Genomic DNA, 21,382 nt, shown 5'->3' on the forward strand with positions numbered 1-21,382 from the left:
ACTAATAACTGACTATCTTTGTATTCGAAAAAAATCGCTCAATAGCATGTTTGATAATCTTACCGATAAGTTTGAACGCGCCTTTAAAGTCTTAAAAGGACAAGGACAAATTACTGAAATTAACGTTGCAGAAACATTGAAAGAAGTTCGCAGAGCTTTGCTTGATGCCGATGTCAACTTTAAAACTGCCAAGGATTTCACGGTTCGTGTGAAAGACAAAGCAATGGGTGCAAACGTATTAACGGCGATTTCTCCCAGCCAATTGATGATCAAGATTTGTCATGAGGAATTGGTAGAATTAATGGGTGGAAACGAAAGTGAAATCCAAATTCAGGGGAATCCGGGAATTGTATTGATGTCCGGACTTCAAGGTTCCGGAAAAACTACCTTCTCCGGGAAATTGGCGAACTACTTAAAAACAAAAAAGAATAAAAAACCATTATTGGTTGCTTGTGACGTTTACCGTCCGGCTGCGATTGATCAGCTTCACGTTCTGGGTGAACAACTGGGAATTGATGTTTACTCTAATAAAGAAGAAAAGGATCCGGTTAAAATTGCTACCGATGCGATCATTTTTGCCAAAAGCAAAGGATTCAATGTGGTCATCGTCGATACAGCAGGTCGTTTGGCTATCGATGAAATGATGATGGATGAGATTGCACGCGTTAAGCAGGCGATCAATCCGACTGAAACCTTGTTTGTTGTGGATTCCATGACCGGACAAGATGCCGTAAATACTGCAAAAGCATTCAACGATCGAATCAACTTTGATGGGGTCGTATTGACCAAATTGGACGGTGATACACGTGGTGGAGCTGCTTTATCTATCAAAACGATTGTTGATAAACCGATCAAGTTCGTTGGTACGGGAGAAAAGATGGATGCGTTGGACGTATTCTATCCGAAACGTATGGCAGATCGTATTTTGGGAATGGGTGACGTTGTTTCATTGGTGGAACGTGCACAGGAACAATTTAACGAAGAAGAAGCTCGCAAATTACAGAAGCGCATCCAGAAAGACCAGTTTGATTTCAATGACTTCTTAGGGCAGATCCAACAAATCAAAAAGATGGGTAACGTCAAAGATTTGATGGGGATGATTCCGGGAATGGGGAAAGCTGTTAAGGATGTCGATATTCAAGATGACGCATTCAAGCACATTGAGGCTATCATTTATTCCATGACTCCTAAGGAGCGCGCAAATCCGGCATTGATGAATGGTCAGCGTAAAACACGCATTGCAAATGGTTCGGGAACAAATATTCAGGAGGTGAACAAATTGCTTAAACAGTTCGAGGATACGAAGAAAATGATGAAAATGATGAGTAATCCGAAGAATATGATGGGCATGATGAAACAAATGAAGGGCATGAAAGGCGGGATGCCTGGAATGTAGTAAGAACGCAATGCTTTGCGTTCTAATTCAAAATGCAAAATTCAAAATTGAAAAGAAGGTGGCTGAGCTTAGTCGAAGTCCCTTTTCAATTCTAAAATTCTCCATTTTCAATTATGCTAGACTTCAATCTCACATCCAACGAACTATATTCAACTGCTTTTCGTGAGCTGGGAATTCATACGTTCTCCGATGCCTGTACCTTCATTCATCAATTACCTTACGGGCGAAATGCCAATCGATTCGACTTTCTATTGGTGTTGAGCGAAGGAAAGGGAACTTGTTCTTCCAAACATGCATTATTGGCTTCTCTGGCTCTGGAAAATGGAATAGAACACCTGGAGTTGATCGTCGGTATCTTTTTGATGAGTCCCGAAACAAATCCTTCATTGGAAGGCTTCTTCAGTGATAAATCATATACATCGATTCCGGAAGCTCATTGCTATCTGAATTATAAAGGGGAGCGACTGGATTTCACCGCTTTGGATTTGGATATAGAGAAAATTGCTCCGAAAATAGTCCGTGAACAGCGAATCGATCCGAATCAGGTCAGCGACTGGAAAATCATGATTCATAAACACTATTTGCAAGGTTGGCTCAATAGAAATCCCGTAATTCAAATGAGTTTGGACGAGATTTGGAAGGATCGGGAAGAGGCGATTGGTTTGCTGAGTCAGTAATGAAGTGATTTCACAAATATGCATTCGATAATACACGTATTCGTGATATAATGAAAACATGATATCATGTTTTCATTGAATGATGTTTTAAGAGTATTAATCTAGCAGTTTTTTAAGAGTCTCTTTAGAACAAACACCCTCAATTCGCTTTACCTCAGCGCCATTTTTGAAAGTAATAAATGTAGGAAAAGCAATCACTCCCAATTCTTTTACCAATTGAGTTTGCGATCCGCCATCCACACGAATGATTTCAATCCCTTCCTGACCTAACTCATCTATAATTGGATTCATTTTTTTACAAGGTGGACACCATTCAGCCCCTATGTCAACAAGCACGGTTTTGTCTGCCGGAAGAGAGGCGAGAAATTCAGTGATACTTAGTTGTTTCACTTCTTTTTTTCCTTCGAGAGGTAAATCTTCCAAATTCCAGGCATTTATTCCTCCCTGGAGATTGAAAACCGTTTTAAAACCTTCTTTGATAAGCCATTTTTGTGCAGCTGAACTTCTGGATCCGGCGAGACAATAAATATAAAGTGGTTGTTGCTTGTCTAGCGAAGCTACACGTTCCTTAAACTGGTCCGGATTGTTCCAGTCTGCTTGGAAAGCACCTGCAATATGACCTTGATTATATTCATTGGATGTTCTTACGTCCAGCAGCTGATTTTTTTTGCTCTGAATCGAGTCGTAAAACGATTTAGCACCCAATTCAGCCTTCTGAGCGAATGAGTTGGATAAAAATGTTAAAAAAAACAGTAATGCAATCTGCTTTGTGAAATGTTTGATGTAGTTCATTGATTTTCAAAGGTCTGTTACACAATGAAAATAGGCTTTTGTTAGTTTATATCCTCTTTTTGGAAACCAAAACACCTATTCTACCGTAAATGTAAACATTGTCCATTTGGAATAATTGTAAAAAACTGTTAATTTCGATAGTTAATGTTAGAGAATATAAATACTATAGCTCATCAACACTTATACTCTATGCTTCGCCGATACTTATTTTTGTTGATCTTACTTACCACATTTTCTTCTATAACTAGAGCGCAGGATGTTTGGTTACAAAATGCTTTTTCTCCTGATTCAGGTTGTGCCTTATCAAACATAGAAACAGTTACTGTTCTAGTAAATAATAATTCTCCAGTTCTCATGCCGTCAAATACCATTCAAATGTATTATACGGTTGATGGTGGGGCTCCGGTTAATCAGGCACTGTCTTCAAATCTTATTGGTTGGTCATCTTGGAATTTTAGTTTTGCGGTAAAGGCCGATTTGTCTGCCTGTGGAACTCATACGATGAAAGCTTGGGTTAGTAGACCTGGAGATTTGGATCAAGATAATGATACCATGGAATGGGTGGTTCAAAACGACTGTATAATTGTTCCGGGAACAGTAACTTCAGATATTAGTGTTTGTCAAGGAGCAAATGCAGGAACGTTGTCTTTGTCCGGTTGGTCTTATGGATCAATTACTTACTGGCAATCTTCTACGGATGGAGGATCAACATGGACTCCAATAGCTAATACAACACCTTCTTACGCATACACGAATGTGGTTCAAAATACGCAATATCAAGTAGTAATTGATGGAGGTTTTTGTCCGGACGATACTTCCGGATATGCCACTATAACTTCTCAGATGCCAGCAATTACCGGAACTATTTCGGGGGCGGATTCCTTGTGTGAAAATATGGCGAGTGGTGTTTTGAATCTTTCAGGAAATAACCAAAGTGTTGTGCAATGGGAATACTCTACTAATGGTGGTGGAACATGGAATACTATTGCGAATACAACAACAACCAATAATTATTCTTCGCTTACAACTACAACCATTTATCGCGTGCTTGTTGATGGATTAGCTTGTTCTGATTCTTATTCAGATACAGCTATGATTTATGTTGATCCGGTTTATCCGCAAACAGTTTTAGCAGGTAGTGATTCCTTGTGTATCACAAATGCAACCGGTTTCGTCAGTGGGACAGGAACCTTTGGAACTGTATTGAACTGGGAATATTCTACTGATGGTATTATTTGGACTGCGAATGGTAATACCGCAGGAAGTCAAGGTTTCACTAATCTGACACAAACGACATTCTATCGGATGATTACTGAAGGTGGTCAATGTCCGGATGTGGTTTCCGATACGGCAGTTATTTATGTACAACCACTTCCGGTATCACCTTCAATCGGTCTTTCAGATACGCTTTGCGTTTCTTCCGTAGCCGGTATCTTGAATATGACAGGTGCGACAACGTCAGTTTTGAACTGGGATTCTTCCGTTGACAACGGAAATACCTGGACAACTATTGCAAATACAACCACTTCTTACGATTATAGCGGACAAGGTTTAACGACCATTTACCGTGCAAGATTGGACGGAGAGCTTTGTCCGGATTATTATTCTGACACAGCCGTTATTCAGATAGATTCAGTACCTGTTATGGGTGTTTTGAATCAGACGGGAAGTGTTTGTGAGTATGGATCAGAAGATTTGCATCTGGTAGGTTCAGCAGCTGATTCATTATTCTGGCAATATTCGGTGGATAACGGAGTAACTTGGCAAACGATAACTGATTCCGATACAGTAGATTACAATACATTCCCGATTATTCAAAATGTTCAGTTTCAAGTGGTCGGTTTAAATGGTGTTTGCTCCCCCACAACTTCCAATTCTGTTGCAATTGTCATGCTTCCTTTGCCAATTGTTGATGCAGGTGAAGATACTTCTATTTATCTTGGAGAATCTGTTACACTGAATGGATCTGGTGGAGTTACAGGAATATGGATTCCAGGTTCAACTCTTTCAGATTCAACAATCAACAATCCGATAGCAACACCAACTTCATCTATCGTTTATACTTATTATGTGATTGATGGTTTAGGATGTGTTGGAAGTGATACTGTGCTGATTACCGTAATGGATCCGATTCAATTCAATATTAGAAACGTCATCACAATGAATAATGACAATGTGAATGATACATGGAATATTACCGGAGTGGAGTTTTTCCCGATGACAGCGGTCAAAGTGTTTAACCAATATGGAAAATTGCTCTATGAGAATGGAGATTATCAGAATGACTGGAATGGTAGTTTTAACGGTTCTAAATTGCCGAACGGAACTTACTATTACGTTGTTATGAAAGGTGGGACTGAAGAAGAATATAAAGGAACAATTACACTATTGGGAAATGAATAAATTACTACTGTTTTGTGTTTGTTTGTGCTGGGGAAATTTATACGGACAACAAGTTCCTTTTTACAATCATTATTTAATAAATCCATTTGTTTATAATCCTGCTTCAACTGGGGCGAGTGATTATGTGAATGCCAGTTTTGTTCGTAATCAACGTTATTCCTCTTTTGGTTCAACAGCAGTCAATAATTATTTGACAGTTGAAGGTCCTATTGCAAAAGGAAATATGGGGTTGGGTTTGATTGTTGCTCATCAGAATCAAGGGATTCAGCAACAGTTGATGTCCAGTCTGAATTACAGCTATAAGCTGAAGATCAACGATGAACAAAATATCCGATTTGGAGTTTCAGCCGGTGTTTTGGATAATCGAATCGATTACAATCAGATCAATGCGCAAGAACTAAACGATCCTTATCTGACAGGTTTAAGACCAACGGCTCCGGTATTTGATATGAATGTCGGATTGATGTACAATTGGAAAGATTTAAGAATTGGGATCTCTGTACCGCAAATCATTGGTGGAAAGGTGAAATATGCCCGTGAAAAGAGTAGAGGATACTATCAGTTGGAAAGACACTACATGATGTCCTTGGAGTATGATTTTCACGTTGGGGAAAAATTCATTGTCCGACCGAATGCTGTTTTGAGATACATGCCGAATATTCCGCTTCAATACGATGTGACAGCGATGGCATTGTATAATAATATGATTTGGGCTTCAGCAACCTATAAATCGGATTATGCCGTTCAGTTCAATGCAGGTGTTCGGGTACTCGATTTCTTGAGAGTCGGTTATAGCTATGAGTTATTAATAGGTTCCATCAAGCAATACAGTACGGGGATGAACCATGAGATTTTCCTGGGATTTTCATTCAAGGGGAAACGCGAGAAAGAAATTCAGATCGTGGAGAAGGAAGTGAAAGTTGTGGATGATTTGGCTGCCAGAGAGCGTGACTCCGTTCAGAAGTTAAAGGATGAATTGGAAGATCAGTTAAAACGCATCCTGGAAGATCAGGCGCAAAAGGACCGATTACAACAAGAAAAAGATTCATTGGCTAATTTGGCTAAGGTCACGCCTACACCAGTAAAACCTGTGCCAGTAGATACGGTGAAGCCGAAAGTCACAACTCCAAAGCCAACTCCAACACCTGAAGTGATTCCCGTTGCAAAAGGATATCATTTTGTGAATCTGGACAAAAGCGAATCTCCGGATGGTTTTTATGTGATTACAGGTGTTTTCTCTAACCGACAAAATGCGGATGTGATGTTGTCCAAGAATTTGAGTGAATATCCAACGTCCTATCTGGTTATCAATGAGTCAAATAATTATTACTACGTTGTGATTCTTTATTCTTTAGACCAGCAGCTTGCTTCTAATACATTTACCGAGTATAAAATGAAGAAAAAACAAAAGGTTTGGATTTTAAATTATTTGAAATAATTAACAATTCAAGGCAACCCTTTTAAAAAAAACAAGTCAATACATTGAACTAGACTCTTATGACTATGAAAATAACTACTGCTTTCAGATCAATCTGCAATTCGCTACTATTGCTATTGTTCACGTTGGGTTTTTCAACAGTATCCTCAGCGCAATTCCCTGGTTGTCCGGCGATTAATGCTGGTCCGGATCAAACGTTGCCATGTTCGACACCTTGTACGAACTTGACGGCAACACCGTTTGCGACTGGTGCAACTACAACTTATTCCGTTGGTGCTATCCCGCATACTCCACCGATTGCTTATAATCAGGCAGGTGGTAATGCTGTTTCGGTTGGAACGGATGACGTTTGGTCAAACCCGATTTCATTGCCATTTAACTTCTGTTACTACGGGACCAACTATAGTACAATCAATGTGGGGTCGAATGGTACGATTCAATTTGGTGGAGGTACAGCAGGAGGGACTTTCCAGCCATGGTCTTACACGGCAAGTTGTCCAAGTACAGCATTGACTACTGCCGGAGATATTTTCGGTGTATATCATGATATTGATCCAACTGTTAACGGCACTGTAAATTGGTATTTATTAGGTACGGCTCCTTGTCGTATTTTCGTTGTTTCTTACAATGACTTAGGCCACTTCAGTTGTAATGCATTGCGCAGTACGACTATGATGGTGTTATATGAGACGACAAACGTGATTGATATTTACGTTCAAAATAAAGCTACTTGTGCCGGCTGGAACGGTGGTCGTGCGATTATCGGAATTCAAAATCCGGCTGGTACTGCGGGAGTTGCAGCGCCAGGTAGAAATGCAGGGGCAAACTGGACGGTTGTTACTCCGGAAGGATGGCGTTTTACTCCAACAGGTACACCGAATTATTCGGTTGCTTGGTTTCAAGGGGCTACGCAAATCGGAACAGGTAATACGATCAACGTCTGTCCAACCGCCACAACAACCTATACATCAGTGGTTACCTATAACCGTTGTGACGGAACAACAGTAACTGCCAGTGATGCTCTGACAGTGAATTTCTCGAATTTAACGCCTCCAACCGTTACACCAACCGCGGAATCGTGTGCAAACTATAACAATGGATCGGTGATTATTGATAATCCTGCGGGGGCGGGACCTTATACCGTCAATATTGCCGGACCAGCCACAGGCTCCGTCGTCGAGGCCAATACTGCCGGAGCTACAGCTAACTTTACGAATTTACCGGACGGAAATTACACGTATACGGTAACCGGTGCAAATGGATGTACAACGAATGGAACATTTACAATTGGTGCAGGTATCGTTTGCTGTAGTGTAACAGCAGCTGGATCGAACATTTTATGTAATGGCACAAGTACCGGGTCAGCTACAGCGACACCTACCGGTTTGGCACCATATACTTATTCTTGGACGGGTGGAGGTCAGACATCTCAAACAGCTTCAGGTTTAGGAGCCGGTTCCTATACAGTAACAATGACCGATAACTCCGGTTGTGTTGCAACGGCAAATGTCATTATTACTCAACCTACCGCATTAACTGGTGTTATTGCAGCTGTGAATGTTTCATGTAATGCTGCTTGTAACGGGACAATAACAGTTACTCCTTCAGGAGGAACAGCACCTTATCAATATAGTATAAATGGAGGGGCTTTTCAAGCGTCCAATACATTTACAGGTTTATGTAATGGTACATATGCTATAACGATCAGGGATGCTAACAACTGTACGGTATTACTAAATCAAAATATTACACAACCTGCGGTATTGAATTTGGTACAAGGATCAATTACTCCAGCTACTTGTGGTGCAAATAATGGATCGGTGACAGTTACTTCTTCAGGTGGTACACCAGCTTATTCATACACAATAGACGGTGGTGCCAGTCAGCTAAGTCCTACATTTAACGGCTTGACAGCAGGTGTTCATAATGTGGTTGTAACCGATGCAAACGGATGTACAAAAAACTTATCAATTACCATTACGTCATCAAATGCTCCGATTGCATCGATTTTAAATCAAACCAACGTAAGTTGTTTTGGAGGTGTTAACGGATCAGTGATTTTAGGAGTTGCCGGAGGATCTTCTCCGTTCACCTATTCTATTGGAGGGCCATTTCAATCATCCAATACATTCACGAATTTGACTGCCGGTACCTATACCGGAACTGTAAGAGATGTGAATAACTGTACTGGAACAGTAACAATTATCATTACTACTCCGCCTCAGTTAACATTTACTACGGTACTTACACCTGCTTCATGTAACGGTGTATGTGATGGACAAGTTCAGGTGAATGCAGTAGGAGGAACAGCTCCGTACCAATATTCATCCAATAATGGTGTTACTTATGTATTGGCGAATCCATTGACTGGTTTATGTGCAGGGACAATTCCTATAGTAGTTAAGGATGCTAACGGATGTTTGACTAATACGAACGTTGTTATTACGCAGCCAACTCCTGTATCAGGTACATTTGTTAATACTAATCCGATTTGTAACGGGGCTTGTGACGGTACGATTACTGCGACACCTTCCGGTGGTACACCAACCTACCAATTCTCATTGAATGGTGGAGCTTTGCAAGCTTCGAATGCAATTACCGGAGCATGTGGTGGAAACAATACTATTATGATTCAAGATGCAAATGGTTGTCAATTTACTTCTGTTCAGGCATTAGTTGATCCTCCGGGATTTGGAATTGATACGACTGTAGTTGTTGAATCCAACTGTGGATTTAATAATGGGGCAATCACTGTTGTTGCTAATGGTACGAATGGACCGTTTACTTATTCAATGAATGGTGGACCATTTGATCCATCAGGGGTTTATACGAATTTGTTCGCAGGAGCTTATGAAATTACAGCGGTGGACCAATTAGGGTGTTCTGAATCTGTTTTCTTTGGTATCAATGACGTTGAAATGGATGGTATCACCCTTTTCCAAACGGATGCGAATTGCTTTGGAGTTGCCGATGGTACCATTGAAGTTCAAAACGTAAGTGGGGCACTTCCGATTACCTATGAATTGGATAACTCAGGTACTACTCAATCTTCAGGTTTCTTCCCAAGTTTGCCTTTCGGATCTCATATCGTAACGATTTATGATGGTGGTTTCTGTGTGTTCACAATTCCATTCAATGTACTGGAACCAGCAGAAATTCAGTTTGCTGCAGACATCACCGATATCAGTTGTAATGGTGGAAATACCGGGGTAATTGATTTCATCAATGTTACCGGAGGAACAGGAGCACATCAATTTAGTATTGATAATGGAGCAAACTTTCAGGCGAGTCCGAACTTCACAGGTTTAGCTGCAGGTACCTATGATTTGGCAGTTATGGATGCTAATGGATGTATGGTTTTTGCAACCGTGTCATTGATTCAGGCACCGCCATTAACATTGGCAACTACTATTTTCGACTTGACTTGTTTTAACGATAACTCAGGAGGAATTCAAATCGGATCTACGGGAGGAACCGGTGCATACCAATACAGTATTGATAACGGAGCTACTTTTTCACCAATTGAATCGTTCTTCAATTTGGCAGCTGGAACGTACAACTTGATTACTCAGGATGCTGTCGGATGTCAAATTACCGGAACTGCAATAGTGAATCAGCCTGCACAATTAACAGCTACTTATACTCCTACAAATGCACAATGTAATGGTGTGTGTGATGGACAAATTGTTGTGAATGCTGCAGGTGGAACAGCTCCATATTTATATAGCCCGGATAATGGATTGAATTATTTTGTTTCAGCAACACTTCAAAACTTATGTGCAGGAAACATTGATCTACAAGTAAAAGATGACAATGACTGTTTCATTACGGCTGTTCAAGTGATTGGACAACCAACGGCTGTTACATTGAATGTTGTTCCAACGGATGAGACATGTGCTGCTTCCAATGGTCAATTGGCAATCACAGGAGGTGGTGGAACAGGTGCTTATACCTACAGTATCGATAACTCGGTTACTTATTCTGCAACATCAACTTATACCGGATTACCGGCAGGAGTTTACGATGTGTTCATTCACGATGCGAATAACTGTGAAGCAAGCACTTCAGCTTCGATTTCGAATTTGGCTTCACCGATCATTATTGGAGCTGCTGTTACGAATGTTACTTGTAATGCTGCTTGTAACGGTCAGTTGCAAGTGACGGTTTCAGGAGGTACCGGAGCAATTTCTTACTCAATAGGAACTCCTCAGGCTGCATCATTGATTACAAATATTTGTGCCGGAAACTATACATTGACTATTACAGATCAAAACGGATGTACGGATACGCAACCGATCGCTGTTACCGAACCGGCGCCACTGGCTGCTATTGTAACACCGACAGCATTGACTTGTTTCAATAACAATTCAGGACAAATTGCCTTTAATGCTTCAGGTGGAACAGCACCTTATACTTACAGTACGGATAATGGGGTTTCTTTCTCCAATCAAACTACTGTTCAATTCTTAAGTGCAGGTACTTACAATACGGTTGTGAAGGATGCGAATGGGTGTTTGGTAAATACATCTGTAATCGTTACAGAACCTGCTCAATTGGTTGTTCAAAATATTGCAACGAACAATGCTAGTTGTCACGGAGTTTGTGATGGTGATGCTACTGCTACAGTAAATGGTGGTACAACCCCTTACAGTTTTGCATGGTCAAATGGAGCGACAGGTTCTAATACAACGAATGCATTGTGTGCTGCGTCTTACGATGTGACAGTTACAGATAGCAACTTGTGTACTGTTGTTCAACCTTTCAATATCACTCAGCCACCATTATTGGTGATTACAAGTACAAGTGCAACAGATGCATTGTGTAGCGGTGATTGCAATGGTACAATCACAATTAACTCGAATCTGGCAACTGGATACAGCGTTAACAACGGAACCACATTCCAAGCTGCCAATACATTCACAGGACTTTGTGCCAATACATACACGATCCAAATACAAGATGCGGCAGGATGTACCCAATCAGGTACGATCACTGTTGGTCAACCACAACCATTGGTTCAAGGACTTATTCCTGAAGATGGGTTGTTGATCTGTTATGACGGGTATGGTACTTTATCCGGTAATGCAACCGGTGGAACAGCACCATATTACTTTGTTTGGAACACGGGAGATACGACTCAGTATTTGAATGTGAACTTGACTGCACCTGCAACATTTACCTGCACGGTTTACGATCAGAATGGTTGTGCATCGAATGCGCAGACAGCAAACGTAACTGTCAGACCTCCATTTGTTGCATCTGTGACAACTCCTGTAATGGCATGTCCGGGACAAGCAGTTACTATGACAGGTTCCGGTGTAGATGGTTTGCCTGGATACACATACGAATGGTTAACTCCGACTACGTTTGATACACTCGCAAATGGGGCTTCTTACACTTACACTCCAAATGGTTCGGAAACGGTATTGATGGTAGCACGCGATGAATGTTACAGATACGATACCTTACCGGTAACGGTTCAAATTTATGTATTACCTAGTCCGGAATTCCTAGTGACACCTGCTTCAGGATGTTCACCATTGACTACAACATTTAATTTCCCTGCGGTAGTTGCCGGTTCAATTGCAAGCGCAACTTGGGATTTCGGTGATGGTTCGACAGGAAATGGAACATCAAATGTTTCGCATGTCTATACTCCGGTCGGATGTTACGATGTATCGGTTCAGATTACGACAACAGATGGTTGTAGCACAGATACCACTTTAGCTAATATTGTTTGTGTGGTGCCGGATCCGATAGCGAACTTCACTTGGAGCCCGGTTCCCCCAACAACGATTAATTCAACGGTTCATTTCTCCGATAACTCTGTGAATGCCGCTACTTATGATTGGGACTTCGGAACTTTTGGAACATCGACATTAGAAAATCCAATTATCAATTATGGAGATATCGATGCCGGAAGTTACCAGGTTTGTTTAACGGTCACTTCTCCGGAAGGTTGTCGAAATGATATCTGTAAACCAATAGTATTTATTGAAGAATTCTTGATCTTTGTGCCAAATACCTTTACTCCGGATGGGGATGAGTTTAACAATGTGTTTAGACCAGTGGTTCCGGAAGGAATGGTTTTAGATGACTACACATTTACGGTTATCAACAGATGGGGTGAAGTATTGTTCGAATCTCACGATGTTCAATTTGGTTGGGATGGAACCTATCATGGAACTACAGTAAAAGAAGGTACTTATACTTGGACAATTGTTGCTAAAGGAGGAGGCGATAAAAAAGCTCGCAGATTCGAAGGGCATGTGAATATGCTGAAATAAGATTTAGCTGGAGGCAAGAGTAAACAAAGTTTAAGAAAGCTAAGCTGAGTTCGGTAATGACAAATTGCCGGTATGAAGAATAAAAAATGAATGAGGTCATAAAAAAGAAACACGATACAAAATGGCGGGAAAATCTTCCCGCCATTTTTTGTTATTGAAATTCTGGATAATCTGCTGTTGGACCATAACTTTGTGGAACAGGTATTCCAAGCAATCGGTAGTTTACTCCTAATTGAGCCCGGTGATGAACTGTTTGATTATGTGCCATTCGTACAATTTCTTCTTTCGTATTTACAGAATAGATCGTTGAACCAGAACGAAGGGTCCATTTTTCATCAAAAACCGAATCTTCAGTGTTTTTTAAAGCATTCATTCCCTTTTCAACACATTCATTGAAGTAGTTCATAGCTTCTTCTACCGAATTCAATTGCTTTGGATCATAAGGAGCAGTTTCAAAATCGATTTCGTTGGTTGTAACCGCCATTTCTGCCCAAAGAGCAAGATCAAGAACATGAAGAAAGATATCTCCCAGTTTCATGCTTTTCTCATGTACCTGATACTCTTTTTTATCAAACGGAAATGCTTGAATGAATTTTCGGGTGGTTTCTGCCTCGGCAGCTAACTGTGCTTGTAATTGCTCTTTTCTTGTCATGATTTCTAAATTTTAAACAAAGAAACAACGTCGCACTGACAACCCTATGGCAGCCTGTTTTTTGAATTCAAAATTAAAAATGCAAAATGGTTGGTCCGGAGATCTGCTGTTTTGCTTTTTGAATTAATAATTCACCGGAAGTTTATATTCACCGAGCGGAATGTGGGAGGTGATTTCAAAAGCAGTGACTGAATTACGGAGATCTTTGATGCGCTCGACTTTAAAATCTCTGTAATCCTTCCGCAAATGACAATATCCGATTAAATGCCAGGAAAAAGCATAAAACACCAAGCCGATCGGTTCGATTATACGTTCCAGCAATTCATCCTTCAAACTTAGATAGCTGATCTTAATCTGAGTTTGCTCTGTAATCGCGTGTTGAATTTTTGAGAGGTATTCAAATTCGAAAGTAAGTCGTTCCGGTAATTGTAACTTGATGCTTTGATCCAGGAGCGCCACCTTTTCTTTGTCTACCTGCTTCAAGACAGCTCTGATCTTTGTTAATGCACTATCAAATGTTGATTGGACAGAGCGATCTCCAAAACCTCCGATTAATGTTTGTGATAGAAGCAGGGCATTTGCTTCTTCCAAGGTGAACGAAACAGGAGGGGTAAAGTATCCCGGAATAATGAAATAACCTTTATTTGGTTCGAAACTAACCGGAATTCCGGCTTCACCAATGGCTTTGATATCTCTGTAAACTGTTCGGACACTGATCTCAAATTTCTCAGAAATGCGTTCAGCACTTACATATTTGCGGGATTGAAGTAAGGTAACTATTCCAAATAAACGGTCTACACGATTCATTGCTTTCCGATTGGTAAGACTTTTCCCGGATTCAATAAGTTTTTCGGATCGAAAACCTGCTTGATCGCACGCATCAGACCGAGTCCGGATTCGTTGAATGCCAAATCCATGTACGGTGTTTGGACCAATCCAATCCCATGCTCCCCGGAGATAGTTCCTCCCAGGCGAACGACTTCGGTAAATAACTCACGAATGGCAAAAGGAAGTTGGTTATTCCAGGTGTCATCATCCAGGTTGTCTTTAATAATATTCACATGCAGATTTCCATCCCCGGCATGTCCGTAACAAACCGATTTGAATCCGTATTTCTTTTCCAATTCCTTCACTTTCTTCAGAAGCTGCGGTAATTCATTTCGCGGAACAACCGTATCTTCTTCCTTATAGATGGAATGCGTTTTGACACACTCTCCGATTTTTCTACGTAAACGCCACAAACTGTCTTTTTGAGCTTCGGTTTCGGCAAATAGGATCTCATCAATATCAAACTGCTCCATCAATTCCATGATTTTCTCGCATTCCTGCATCAGAACCTCCATGTTGAATCCATCCAATTCAATTAGCAGGTGGGCATCGTGATCGTCTTTGAGTAGGTTTGGTGCATCATCCACATAAGGTGTAGTGAAGATAATCGCATCGCGATCCATGTATTCCAAGCCACTGGGAATGATTCCGGCCATGAAGATTTTTCCGACGGCTTCGCAAGCTTCAACACCATTTCTGAATGGAACAAGTAACAACAAATTGTGAGTCGGATGCGGAATCAGGCGAAGAACGATCTTGGTCACAATGGCTAAGGTTCCTTCACTTCCAATGATAAGCTGAGTAAGATTGTATCCGGTTGCGTTTTTAATCACATTTGCTCCTGTCCACAAAATTTCCCCGTTGGGTAAAACGACTTCCAGATTCAGTACCCAATCCTTGGTGACACCATATTTCACGGCTTTCGGTCCGCCGGAATTTTCAGCGATATTCCCTCCTATGAAACAAGATCCTTTTGAAGCCGGGTCAGGAGGGTAGAATAATCCAACCGCCTTCAAGGCATTCTGAAGTTCTTCCGTCACAATTCCCGGTTCCGTGATTACCTGGTGATTTTTCTCATCAATCCGGATAATCTTATTCATTCGCTCCAAACTGAGCAGAACTCCGCCATAATTAGCTAATGCACCTCCGCTTAAACCTGTCCTTGCCCCGGATGGAGTTACGATCAAATCATGGGCATAGCAATACTTCATGATGGCAGAGACTTCCTCAACGGTTTCGGGTTTTAGAACGATGGAAGGGTAGAACACAAAATCTTCCGTGTGATCTGATGCATAGTGAGCATCTATCGCTGATCCAACCTGAATGCGGTTATCAAGTAGGTTTTTGAAAAATTGAATGTGTTTCTCTTCCAGAGTTTCTGCCATTGTGTGGATTTTCAGTAAAAATAGTGAAATATGTAGGGACGTGAAGCATCACGTCCCCACATATTTTTCACCCACTTTGTTATGCTTTTGTAATATAAGAGCCGCATAGGATCATATGAACAGGTTTAAAAACCTCCTTTGATATTTTCCAATTGATAGGTGAGTTTGGTGGTGCAATCTTGTCCAAACGACACTAGTGCACAAAAAGGAATAAAGAGAAGTGTTATTCTTATCAGATAAGAATAATTTCGTGCTGTTTTCATGCGCTAAAGGTTGAGTTTTCAATGGAATAAGAACGAATTTAGGCTTTTGGTACAGATAATCGGAAATTATTTGATAAACCTTAGTAATTTTAAGTTTGTTCAATTTTGCTATTATGAATCAAATTGCTTGTCCGAATTGTGGTACCCCGATTGATGTGAATGATATTCTGGCTCATCAGCTGGAAGAACAGATCCAACGGAAGTATCAAAACCAACTGAATGAGACGCGGGATGAATTCGCGAAGAAACAGGAGGTCCTCTTGCGTGAAAAGGAAGACTTTGAGGAAAAGAAGCGCCGAGAAAATGAACTTTTTCAGGAACGTTTCGATCAAAAACTGAAGGAGGAACGCAAAACCATCGAGGAACGATTGAAAGTGAAACTGATTCAGGAACAAGGTGAGCAATTTGCAGATCTTCAGAAGGAATTGAATGAGAAATCCGAACAGATCAAGGAATTGAACCGGACGAAGGCTGAAATTGAAAAGTTGAAACGTGAGAAAGACGAGTTGAAAGAGGTGGTGGAAGCCGAATCTCAGAAAAAACTGACTGCTCAAATTCAGGAAGAGAAAGAAAAGATCCGAAAAACGGAAGAAGAACGTAATGAATTACGTGTTAGGGAATTATTGAAACAACTGGAGGATCAGAAAAAGCTTACGGAAGAGATGAAACGCAAGCAGGAGCAAGGTTCCATGCAGCTGCAAGGTGAAGTTCAGGAGTTGGCGATAGAGGAGTGGCTGATGGCGAATTTCCCGATGGATACCATTGATGAGATTCGGAAAGGGGCTCGTGGCGGTGATTGTATCCAAACGGTGCATACCCGGTCGCAACAGAATTGTGGTACGATTTACTACGAGTCCAAACGAGCGAAAGATTTTCAACCTTTGTGGATCGAAAAATTCAAGGCGGATATTCGCGACAAAGGCTGTGATATCGGGGTGTTGGTTACTGAAGTGATGCCTTCTGACATGCAGCGAATGGGATTGAAGGACGGAATCTGGATCTGCACCTATGAAGAATTCAAAGGACTTTGCTCGGTTCTAAGGGAGACAATTGTTCAAATTAGTAGTACATTGGTTGCTCAGGAAAACAAAGGTGATAAAATGCATTTGCTTTATGATTTCCTTACCAGCTCTACGTTCAGAATGCAAGTGGAAGCCATTGTAGAAGGATTTACACAAATGAAGGCCGATTTGGAAAGTGAAAAACGATCCATGCAGCGCATTTGGAAACAACGTGAAAAACAAATTGAAAAAGTGATTGTCAATACAATCGATATGTATGGATCCGTTAAAGGGATTGCGGGAAATGCGGTGCAGGAAGTGAAAGCTTTGGAATTGCCCCATTCGGATAATGCCCCGGAGGATGATGAAGATTAATAAATATTCATTTCCCCTTTGAAGGGGGAATAAGGGGGATGGTCACCCCTCTCAATCTCCACTCTGCGCCTAGGCTGAAGCTTTAGCGCAAGCATAAGGGGAGAGGTGGCTGTAAAACGATTAAAACCTCAAGAACATGATCAAATTTGCATATACCATTTTATACGTTTCAGATGTAAAGAAAACAGCTGAGTTCTATTCCAAAACTTTTGATTTTGAAGTTCGCTTCATTGCTCCTGGCGATGAATATGCGGAATTGAATTCAGGGACAACCACCTTGTCTTTTGCAGCGCTGCCATTGGCGAAATCCAATTTGAAAGATGGCTTTCAGGAAAGTGACCTGAAAACAAAGCCTTTCGGAATAGAGTTGGGAATTACAACGGTGGATGTGCAGGCATTAGTGGATAAAGCGCTTGCTGCAGGTGCCACACTTTTGGAAGAGCCACGAGAAAAACCGTGGGGTCAAATGGTCGCTTATATCCGTGATTTGGACGGCTTCCTGATTGAAGTGTGTACTCCGATGGATTAACTAACTATTCTTATTTATATATAATAGTAGGGCTGCGATTAATCGCAGCCCTACTATTTTTTCGATGGATTTTAATTTCCTTTAATCTCAAACTCCGTTCGGCGGTTTTGTTGTTTTCCGTCTTCTGAGTTATTCGAAGCAATTGGTTTGGATGAACCATACCCTTTTGCAACCATTCTATTGGCAGCAACTCCTTTTTGAGTCAAGTATGCTACAACTGCTTCAGCACGTTGTTGCGAAAGTGTTTCGTTTAAGGTTGCAGACCCCGTATTATCGGTGTGTCCGGAAATTTCAATTTTCAACCTGGGAACATCTTTCATCAATTGAACCAATCGTTCCATTTCTGCATTCGATTCAGGTCGAAGCGTCGCTTTATTCACATCAAAGAAAATGTTGCGAAGCGCAATCTTCGATCCGATAGCAATGTTCTTCAATTCAATCACCTTGTTTACCAGGTTGTCATCAGCACCTGTTGGGATATCGAAGTTCTCGGAATGGAACAGGTAACCAGTTGCTTTTACGGCAATACCGTAATTCTTTCCGGAGTTCAAGGTAATGATGAATTTTCCTGTTGCTGAATTGGTGGTAAATGTCTCGATTACCTTTCCTGTTGCATTATCCGTAATGTCAATCTGAGCTTCAACCGGTTTTCTAGAAATCGCATCGATGGTGATTCCTTTAAATACAGTCAAACTTTTCTTTTTCACCTCAACTGATTTCTCAATCGTATGATCTTTAACCGGCATTACAATACTTGCAAGCAGATAATCTTCCGTTTCTGAAATTGGTTTTTTCTCAGGTCCCCAGAAAGTTACTTTGTAGATGTCATAACCACCTTTTCCTCCGGATCTGTTGGAAGAGATGTATGCGAATTTTCCATTTGCAGTTGAAGCAAAAAAGAAATCATCGTATGGACTGTTGATCGGATATCCCATGTTTACAGGAGTAGTCCATTGACCTTGTACTTTCTTGGAAACGAAGATGTCATATCCACCCATTCCTTCATGTCCTTCAGAAGCGATGTACATGCTTTCTCCATCAATATGGATGTAGATCGGTCCGTCGTTGAACTTCGAGTTTACCCCGGTCAACATGGTCGCAACCATATAATCCTGCTTCATTTTGTTCTGCATCCCTGAGAACATAACCTCAGAACCGGTTTCACGTACGTCATTGTCTCTACTGAAATAGATTTTCCAACCATCGTCGTTGTAACTTGCATAACGCTCGTTGTTCTTGTCTGTACTGATGAACATGCTCAGGATTTTAGGATCTGACCATTCATTTCCTTTCAATCGGGATTCATAAATATCTGTTTGTCCTCCGGCATCCCGGTGCAATAACATTTTCGTACCGTCGTAAGAAAGACAATTGGAGATATCGTCGTTGTTTGAGTTGATCGGTCCATTCAGTTTTGTCGGAGTTGACCAGTTTTCCAAAAGGGTGGAGGAGTAGATTTCATAATCGTAAACCCCAAGTGCATTCGCATCGTGGCTGTTCGGTCTGTTGGAGCTCAAGATCATTTCAGAACCATCAGTAGAGATAGAAGGTGCGATTTCGTCCCGGTCTGTATTTAAAGAAGGAACATTGTCAATCCAGCAACGAACAGCAGATGCTTCGAATTTTTTAGCCGTTGCACATTGTTTTTTGCGTTGGTTTACAAATTTCATGAAGTTATCCGCCTTCTTGTATTCTGTTTCAAACGTGGTGTAATACTTTGAAGCGTCATCGTACTTACTCTCCAATTGAGAAGCATATCCTAAATAGAAGTTCAGGAACGGATCACATTTCGGGTCCAATGTCTGAGCTTTCTTGATGAAGTCAATACAAGCAACCGGGTTTGTTGAATTGGCATAACAAACTCCGATCTTGTAATTGATCAAGGCATTGTTCGGATTGAATTTTTGGGCTTTTTCGTATTCTCTTAAAGCACTTTTGAAATTCGTTCCATAATCCTGAACAGCAAAAACAGCTTCCATTCCTACTTTGTAGAACTCGTCTCCTTTATCGATTGCAGTAGTTGCCGCTTTTAAACCTTCCTTGTCGTCTTTAAAGTTTGCAGATTTGAAATCTACATTTTGTCCGAATAGATTTGTCGTTAAACCAATAACGATCAGTGTCAATATTTTTTTCATCGTTTTGATTTTAATTGCTGCAGTTTCCTGAATAACATGTTTTTCCTTCTGTTGATCCCAGATCACTTGCTTTTTTCCAATCACCGCAAGCTTCTTCCATTTTTCGGAGCATTTCACGGGCCATTCCTCTGTTTACATAAGCAGCGGCATAGTTCGGATCGATATTGATTGCTTTGGAAGCCAAATCTTCCGCCTTTTTAAAATCTTTTCTTTTGAAATAGATCCCGGATAAATTGGAAGCTGCAGGTGCATATTTCGGATTGATGGATAAAGCTTTTTCAAAGTCCTTGATGGCATCGTCCAAACTTCCTTTTTCGATCAACGCTACTCCACGGTTGTTGTATGCCAAAAAGAAATTCGCATCCACTGAAATAGCTCTATTGAATGCAATCAATGCACCGGAGTAATCCTTCATTTTCTTTTTAGTGGTTCCCACATTGTTCAATACGAAAGCAAGATTCGGGTTTTTACGAAGTGCCGCTTCGTAATCTTCAATTGCTTTCGGATAATTTTCCATCATGCGGTAACAACTTCCACGGTCGTTATAAGCCATTGGACTGTTAGCATCCAATTCGATGGTTTTTGTAAAGTATTTGATTGCAGCGTTGTAATCTTGTTGCAAGAATTTTAAAGTTCCGTAGTTGTAGTACGCTTTTGGATTGTTTGCATCCAGTTTGATCGATTCATCGTAGTCTTTTTCTGCTTTTAAATAATCCGATAAACCTTGATATCCTCTTCCTCTTTGGAAATACGCTTTCGAATACCCTTTTTGTTTTCCGATCAATGTGGTGAAAGTAGCCACGGCTTCCATATACATTTCCGCTTCATTTTCCGCCACTCCTTTATTGTAATAGGCAGCTGTAAAATTGGGGTCGGATGCGATGGATTTGTTAAAAGAAGCAATCGCCTCTTTGTACTTCTTTTGGGTAAAAAGCTCAATTCCTTTGTTGTACGCTTCTTGACTTGCTGCAATTGCTGCGTTACTTTGATTCAACTTGGTAATTGAATCACGGTACCTTATTTCTGCGGGTGTCATACTTTCCACCTGGGAGAAAGATATAAAACTACAGAATAGCATTCCAGCCATCACTGAGATGGATTTTTTCATAGCTTGTAATTTGGTTTAGGGTATCGAATTTAGTAAAATATCACCCTAGTGAAGTCAATACTTATCAACAGTGCAGAGAACCTTTTAACAGAATCCGAATCACAAAGAATATT

Annotated in this window: 14 protein-coding genes; 7 read left to right on the plus strand and 7 right to left on the minus strand. The window is 40.8% G+C overall.

The features are described from left to right. Window positions 1-46: 46 nt before the first annotated feature. Both ffh and AAG807_RS10720 read left to right on the plus strand, forming a co-directional pair. Window positions 47-1,396: a signal recognition particle protein gene (gene ffh, locus AAG807_RS10715; RefSeq protein WP_341903485.1), complete on the plus strand. Its 1,350-nt coding sequence runs from the start codon at window positions 47-49 to the stop codon at window positions 1,394-1,396. A gap of 113 nt (window positions 1,397-1,509) precedes the next feature. Next, on the plus strand, window positions 1,510-2,073 hold the full coding sequence (locus AAG807_RS10720) for a hypothetical protein (RefSeq protein ID WP_341903487.1): 564 nt from the start codon (window positions 1,510-1,512) through the stop codon (window positions 2,071-2,073). Between the two features lie 96 nt (window positions 2,074-2,169). Here the strand turns inward: AAG807_RS10720 and AAG807_RS10725 are convergent, their stop codons facing one another. After that, on the minus strand, window positions 2,170-2,865 hold the full coding sequence (locus AAG807_RS10725) for a rhodanese-like domain-containing protein (RefSeq protein ID WP_341903489.1): 696 nt from the start codon (window positions 2,863-2,865) through the stop codon (window positions 2,170-2,172). 354 nt (window positions 2,866-3,219) lie between these two features. Here AAG807_RS10725 and AAG807_RS10730 point away from each other — a divergent pair, with 354 nt between their 5' ends. Genes AAG807_RS10730 through AAG807_RS10740 form a run of 3 tightly spaced genes read left to right on the plus strand, consistent with a single transcriptional unit; the run spans window position 3,220 to window position 12,993 of the window. Next, on the plus strand, window positions 3,220-5,268 hold the full coding sequence (locus AAG807_RS10730) for a gliding motility-associated C-terminal domain-containing protein (protein WP_341903490.1): 2,049 nt from the start codon (window positions 3,220-3,222) through the stop codon (window positions 5,266-5,268). After that, window positions 5,261-6,706 (plus strand): type IX secretion system membrane protein PorP/SprF, encoded by a 1,446-nt coding sequence (locus AAG807_RS10735; protein ID WP_341903493.1) that lies wholly within the window; start codon window positions 5,261-5,263, stop codon window positions 6,704-6,706. Before AAG807_RS10730 ends, AAG807_RS10735 begins: the two co-directional genes overlap by 8 nt. A gap of 59 nt (window positions 6,707-6,765) precedes the next feature. After that, on the plus strand, window positions 6,766-12,993 hold the full coding sequence (locus AAG807_RS10740; protein ID WP_341903495.1) for a PKD domain-containing protein: 6,228 nt from the start codon (window positions 6,766-6,768) through the stop codon (window positions 12,991-12,993). Between the two features lie 151 nt (window positions 12,994-13,144). On the opposite strand, the gene AAG807_RS10745 is transcribed toward AAG807_RS10740, so the two are convergent. The 4 genes from AAG807_RS10745 to AAG807_RS10760 form a co-directional block, all read right to left on the minus strand. Then, entirely contained in the window at window positions 13,145-13,645 is a 501-nt protein-coding gene (locus AAG807_RS10745) for a DinB family protein (RefSeq protein WP_341903497.1), read from the minus strand. 123 nt (window positions 13,646-13,768) lie between these two features. Further along, the gene (locus AAG807_RS10750; RefSeq protein WP_341903499.1) at window positions 13,769-14,452 is read right to left on the minus strand and encodes a YafY family protein; all 684 of its coding nucleotides are present in this window, start codon (window positions 14,450-14,452) and stop codon (window positions 13,769-13,771) included. Then, the gene (locus AAG807_RS10755; RefSeq protein ID WP_341903502.1) at window positions 14,449-15,858 is read right to left on the minus strand and encodes an FAD-linked oxidase C-terminal domain-containing protein; all 1,410 of its coding nucleotides are present in this window, start codon (window positions 15,856-15,858) and stop codon (window positions 14,449-14,451) included. Before AAG807_RS10755 ends, AAG807_RS10750 begins: the two co-directional genes overlap by 4 nt. A gap of 125 nt (window positions 15,859-15,983) precedes the next feature. Further along, window positions 15,984-16,121, minus strand: a complete 138-nt coding sequence (locus AAG807_RS10760) for a hypothetical protein (RefSeq protein WP_341903505.1) — start codon at window positions 16,119-16,121, stop codon at window positions 15,984-15,986. 113 nt (window positions 16,122-16,234) lie between these two features. Between AAG807_RS10760 and AAG807_RS10765 the strand changes: the two genes are divergently transcribed. After that, entirely contained in the window at window positions 16,235-17,497 is a 1,263-nt protein-coding gene (locus tag AAG807_RS10765) for a DUF2130 domain-containing protein (RefSeq protein ID WP_341903508.1), read from the plus strand. Window positions 17,498-17,633: 136 nt separating this feature from the next. Continuing rightward, window positions 17,634-18,026, plus strand: a complete 393-nt coding sequence (locus AAG807_RS10770) for a VOC family protein (protein WP_341903511.1) — start codon at window positions 17,634-17,636, stop codon at window positions 18,024-18,026. A gap of 71 nt (window positions 18,027-18,097) precedes the next feature. Here AAG807_RS10770 and AAG807_RS10775 read toward each other — a convergent pair whose 3' ends face one another. Beyond that, entirely contained in the window at window positions 18,098-20,161 is a 2,064-nt protein-coding gene (locus tag AAG807_RS10775) for an OmpA family protein (RefSeq protein WP_341903514.1), read from the minus strand. A 10-nt stretch (window positions 20,162-20,171) separates the two neighbouring features. Then, window positions 20,172-21,269, minus strand: coding sequence for a tetratricopeptide repeat protein (locus tag AAG807_RS10780; RefSeq protein WP_341903517.1), 1,098 nt, complete (start codon window positions 21,267-21,269; stop codon window positions 20,172-20,174). Between the last annotated feature and the right edge of the window lie 113 nt (window positions 21,270-21,382).

This window comes from Fluviicola taffensis DSM 16823 (assembly GCF_943372375.1).
Lineage (GTDB): Bacteria > Bacteroidota > Bacteroidia > Flavobacteriales_D > Crocinitomicaceae > Fluviicola > Fluviicola taffensis_A.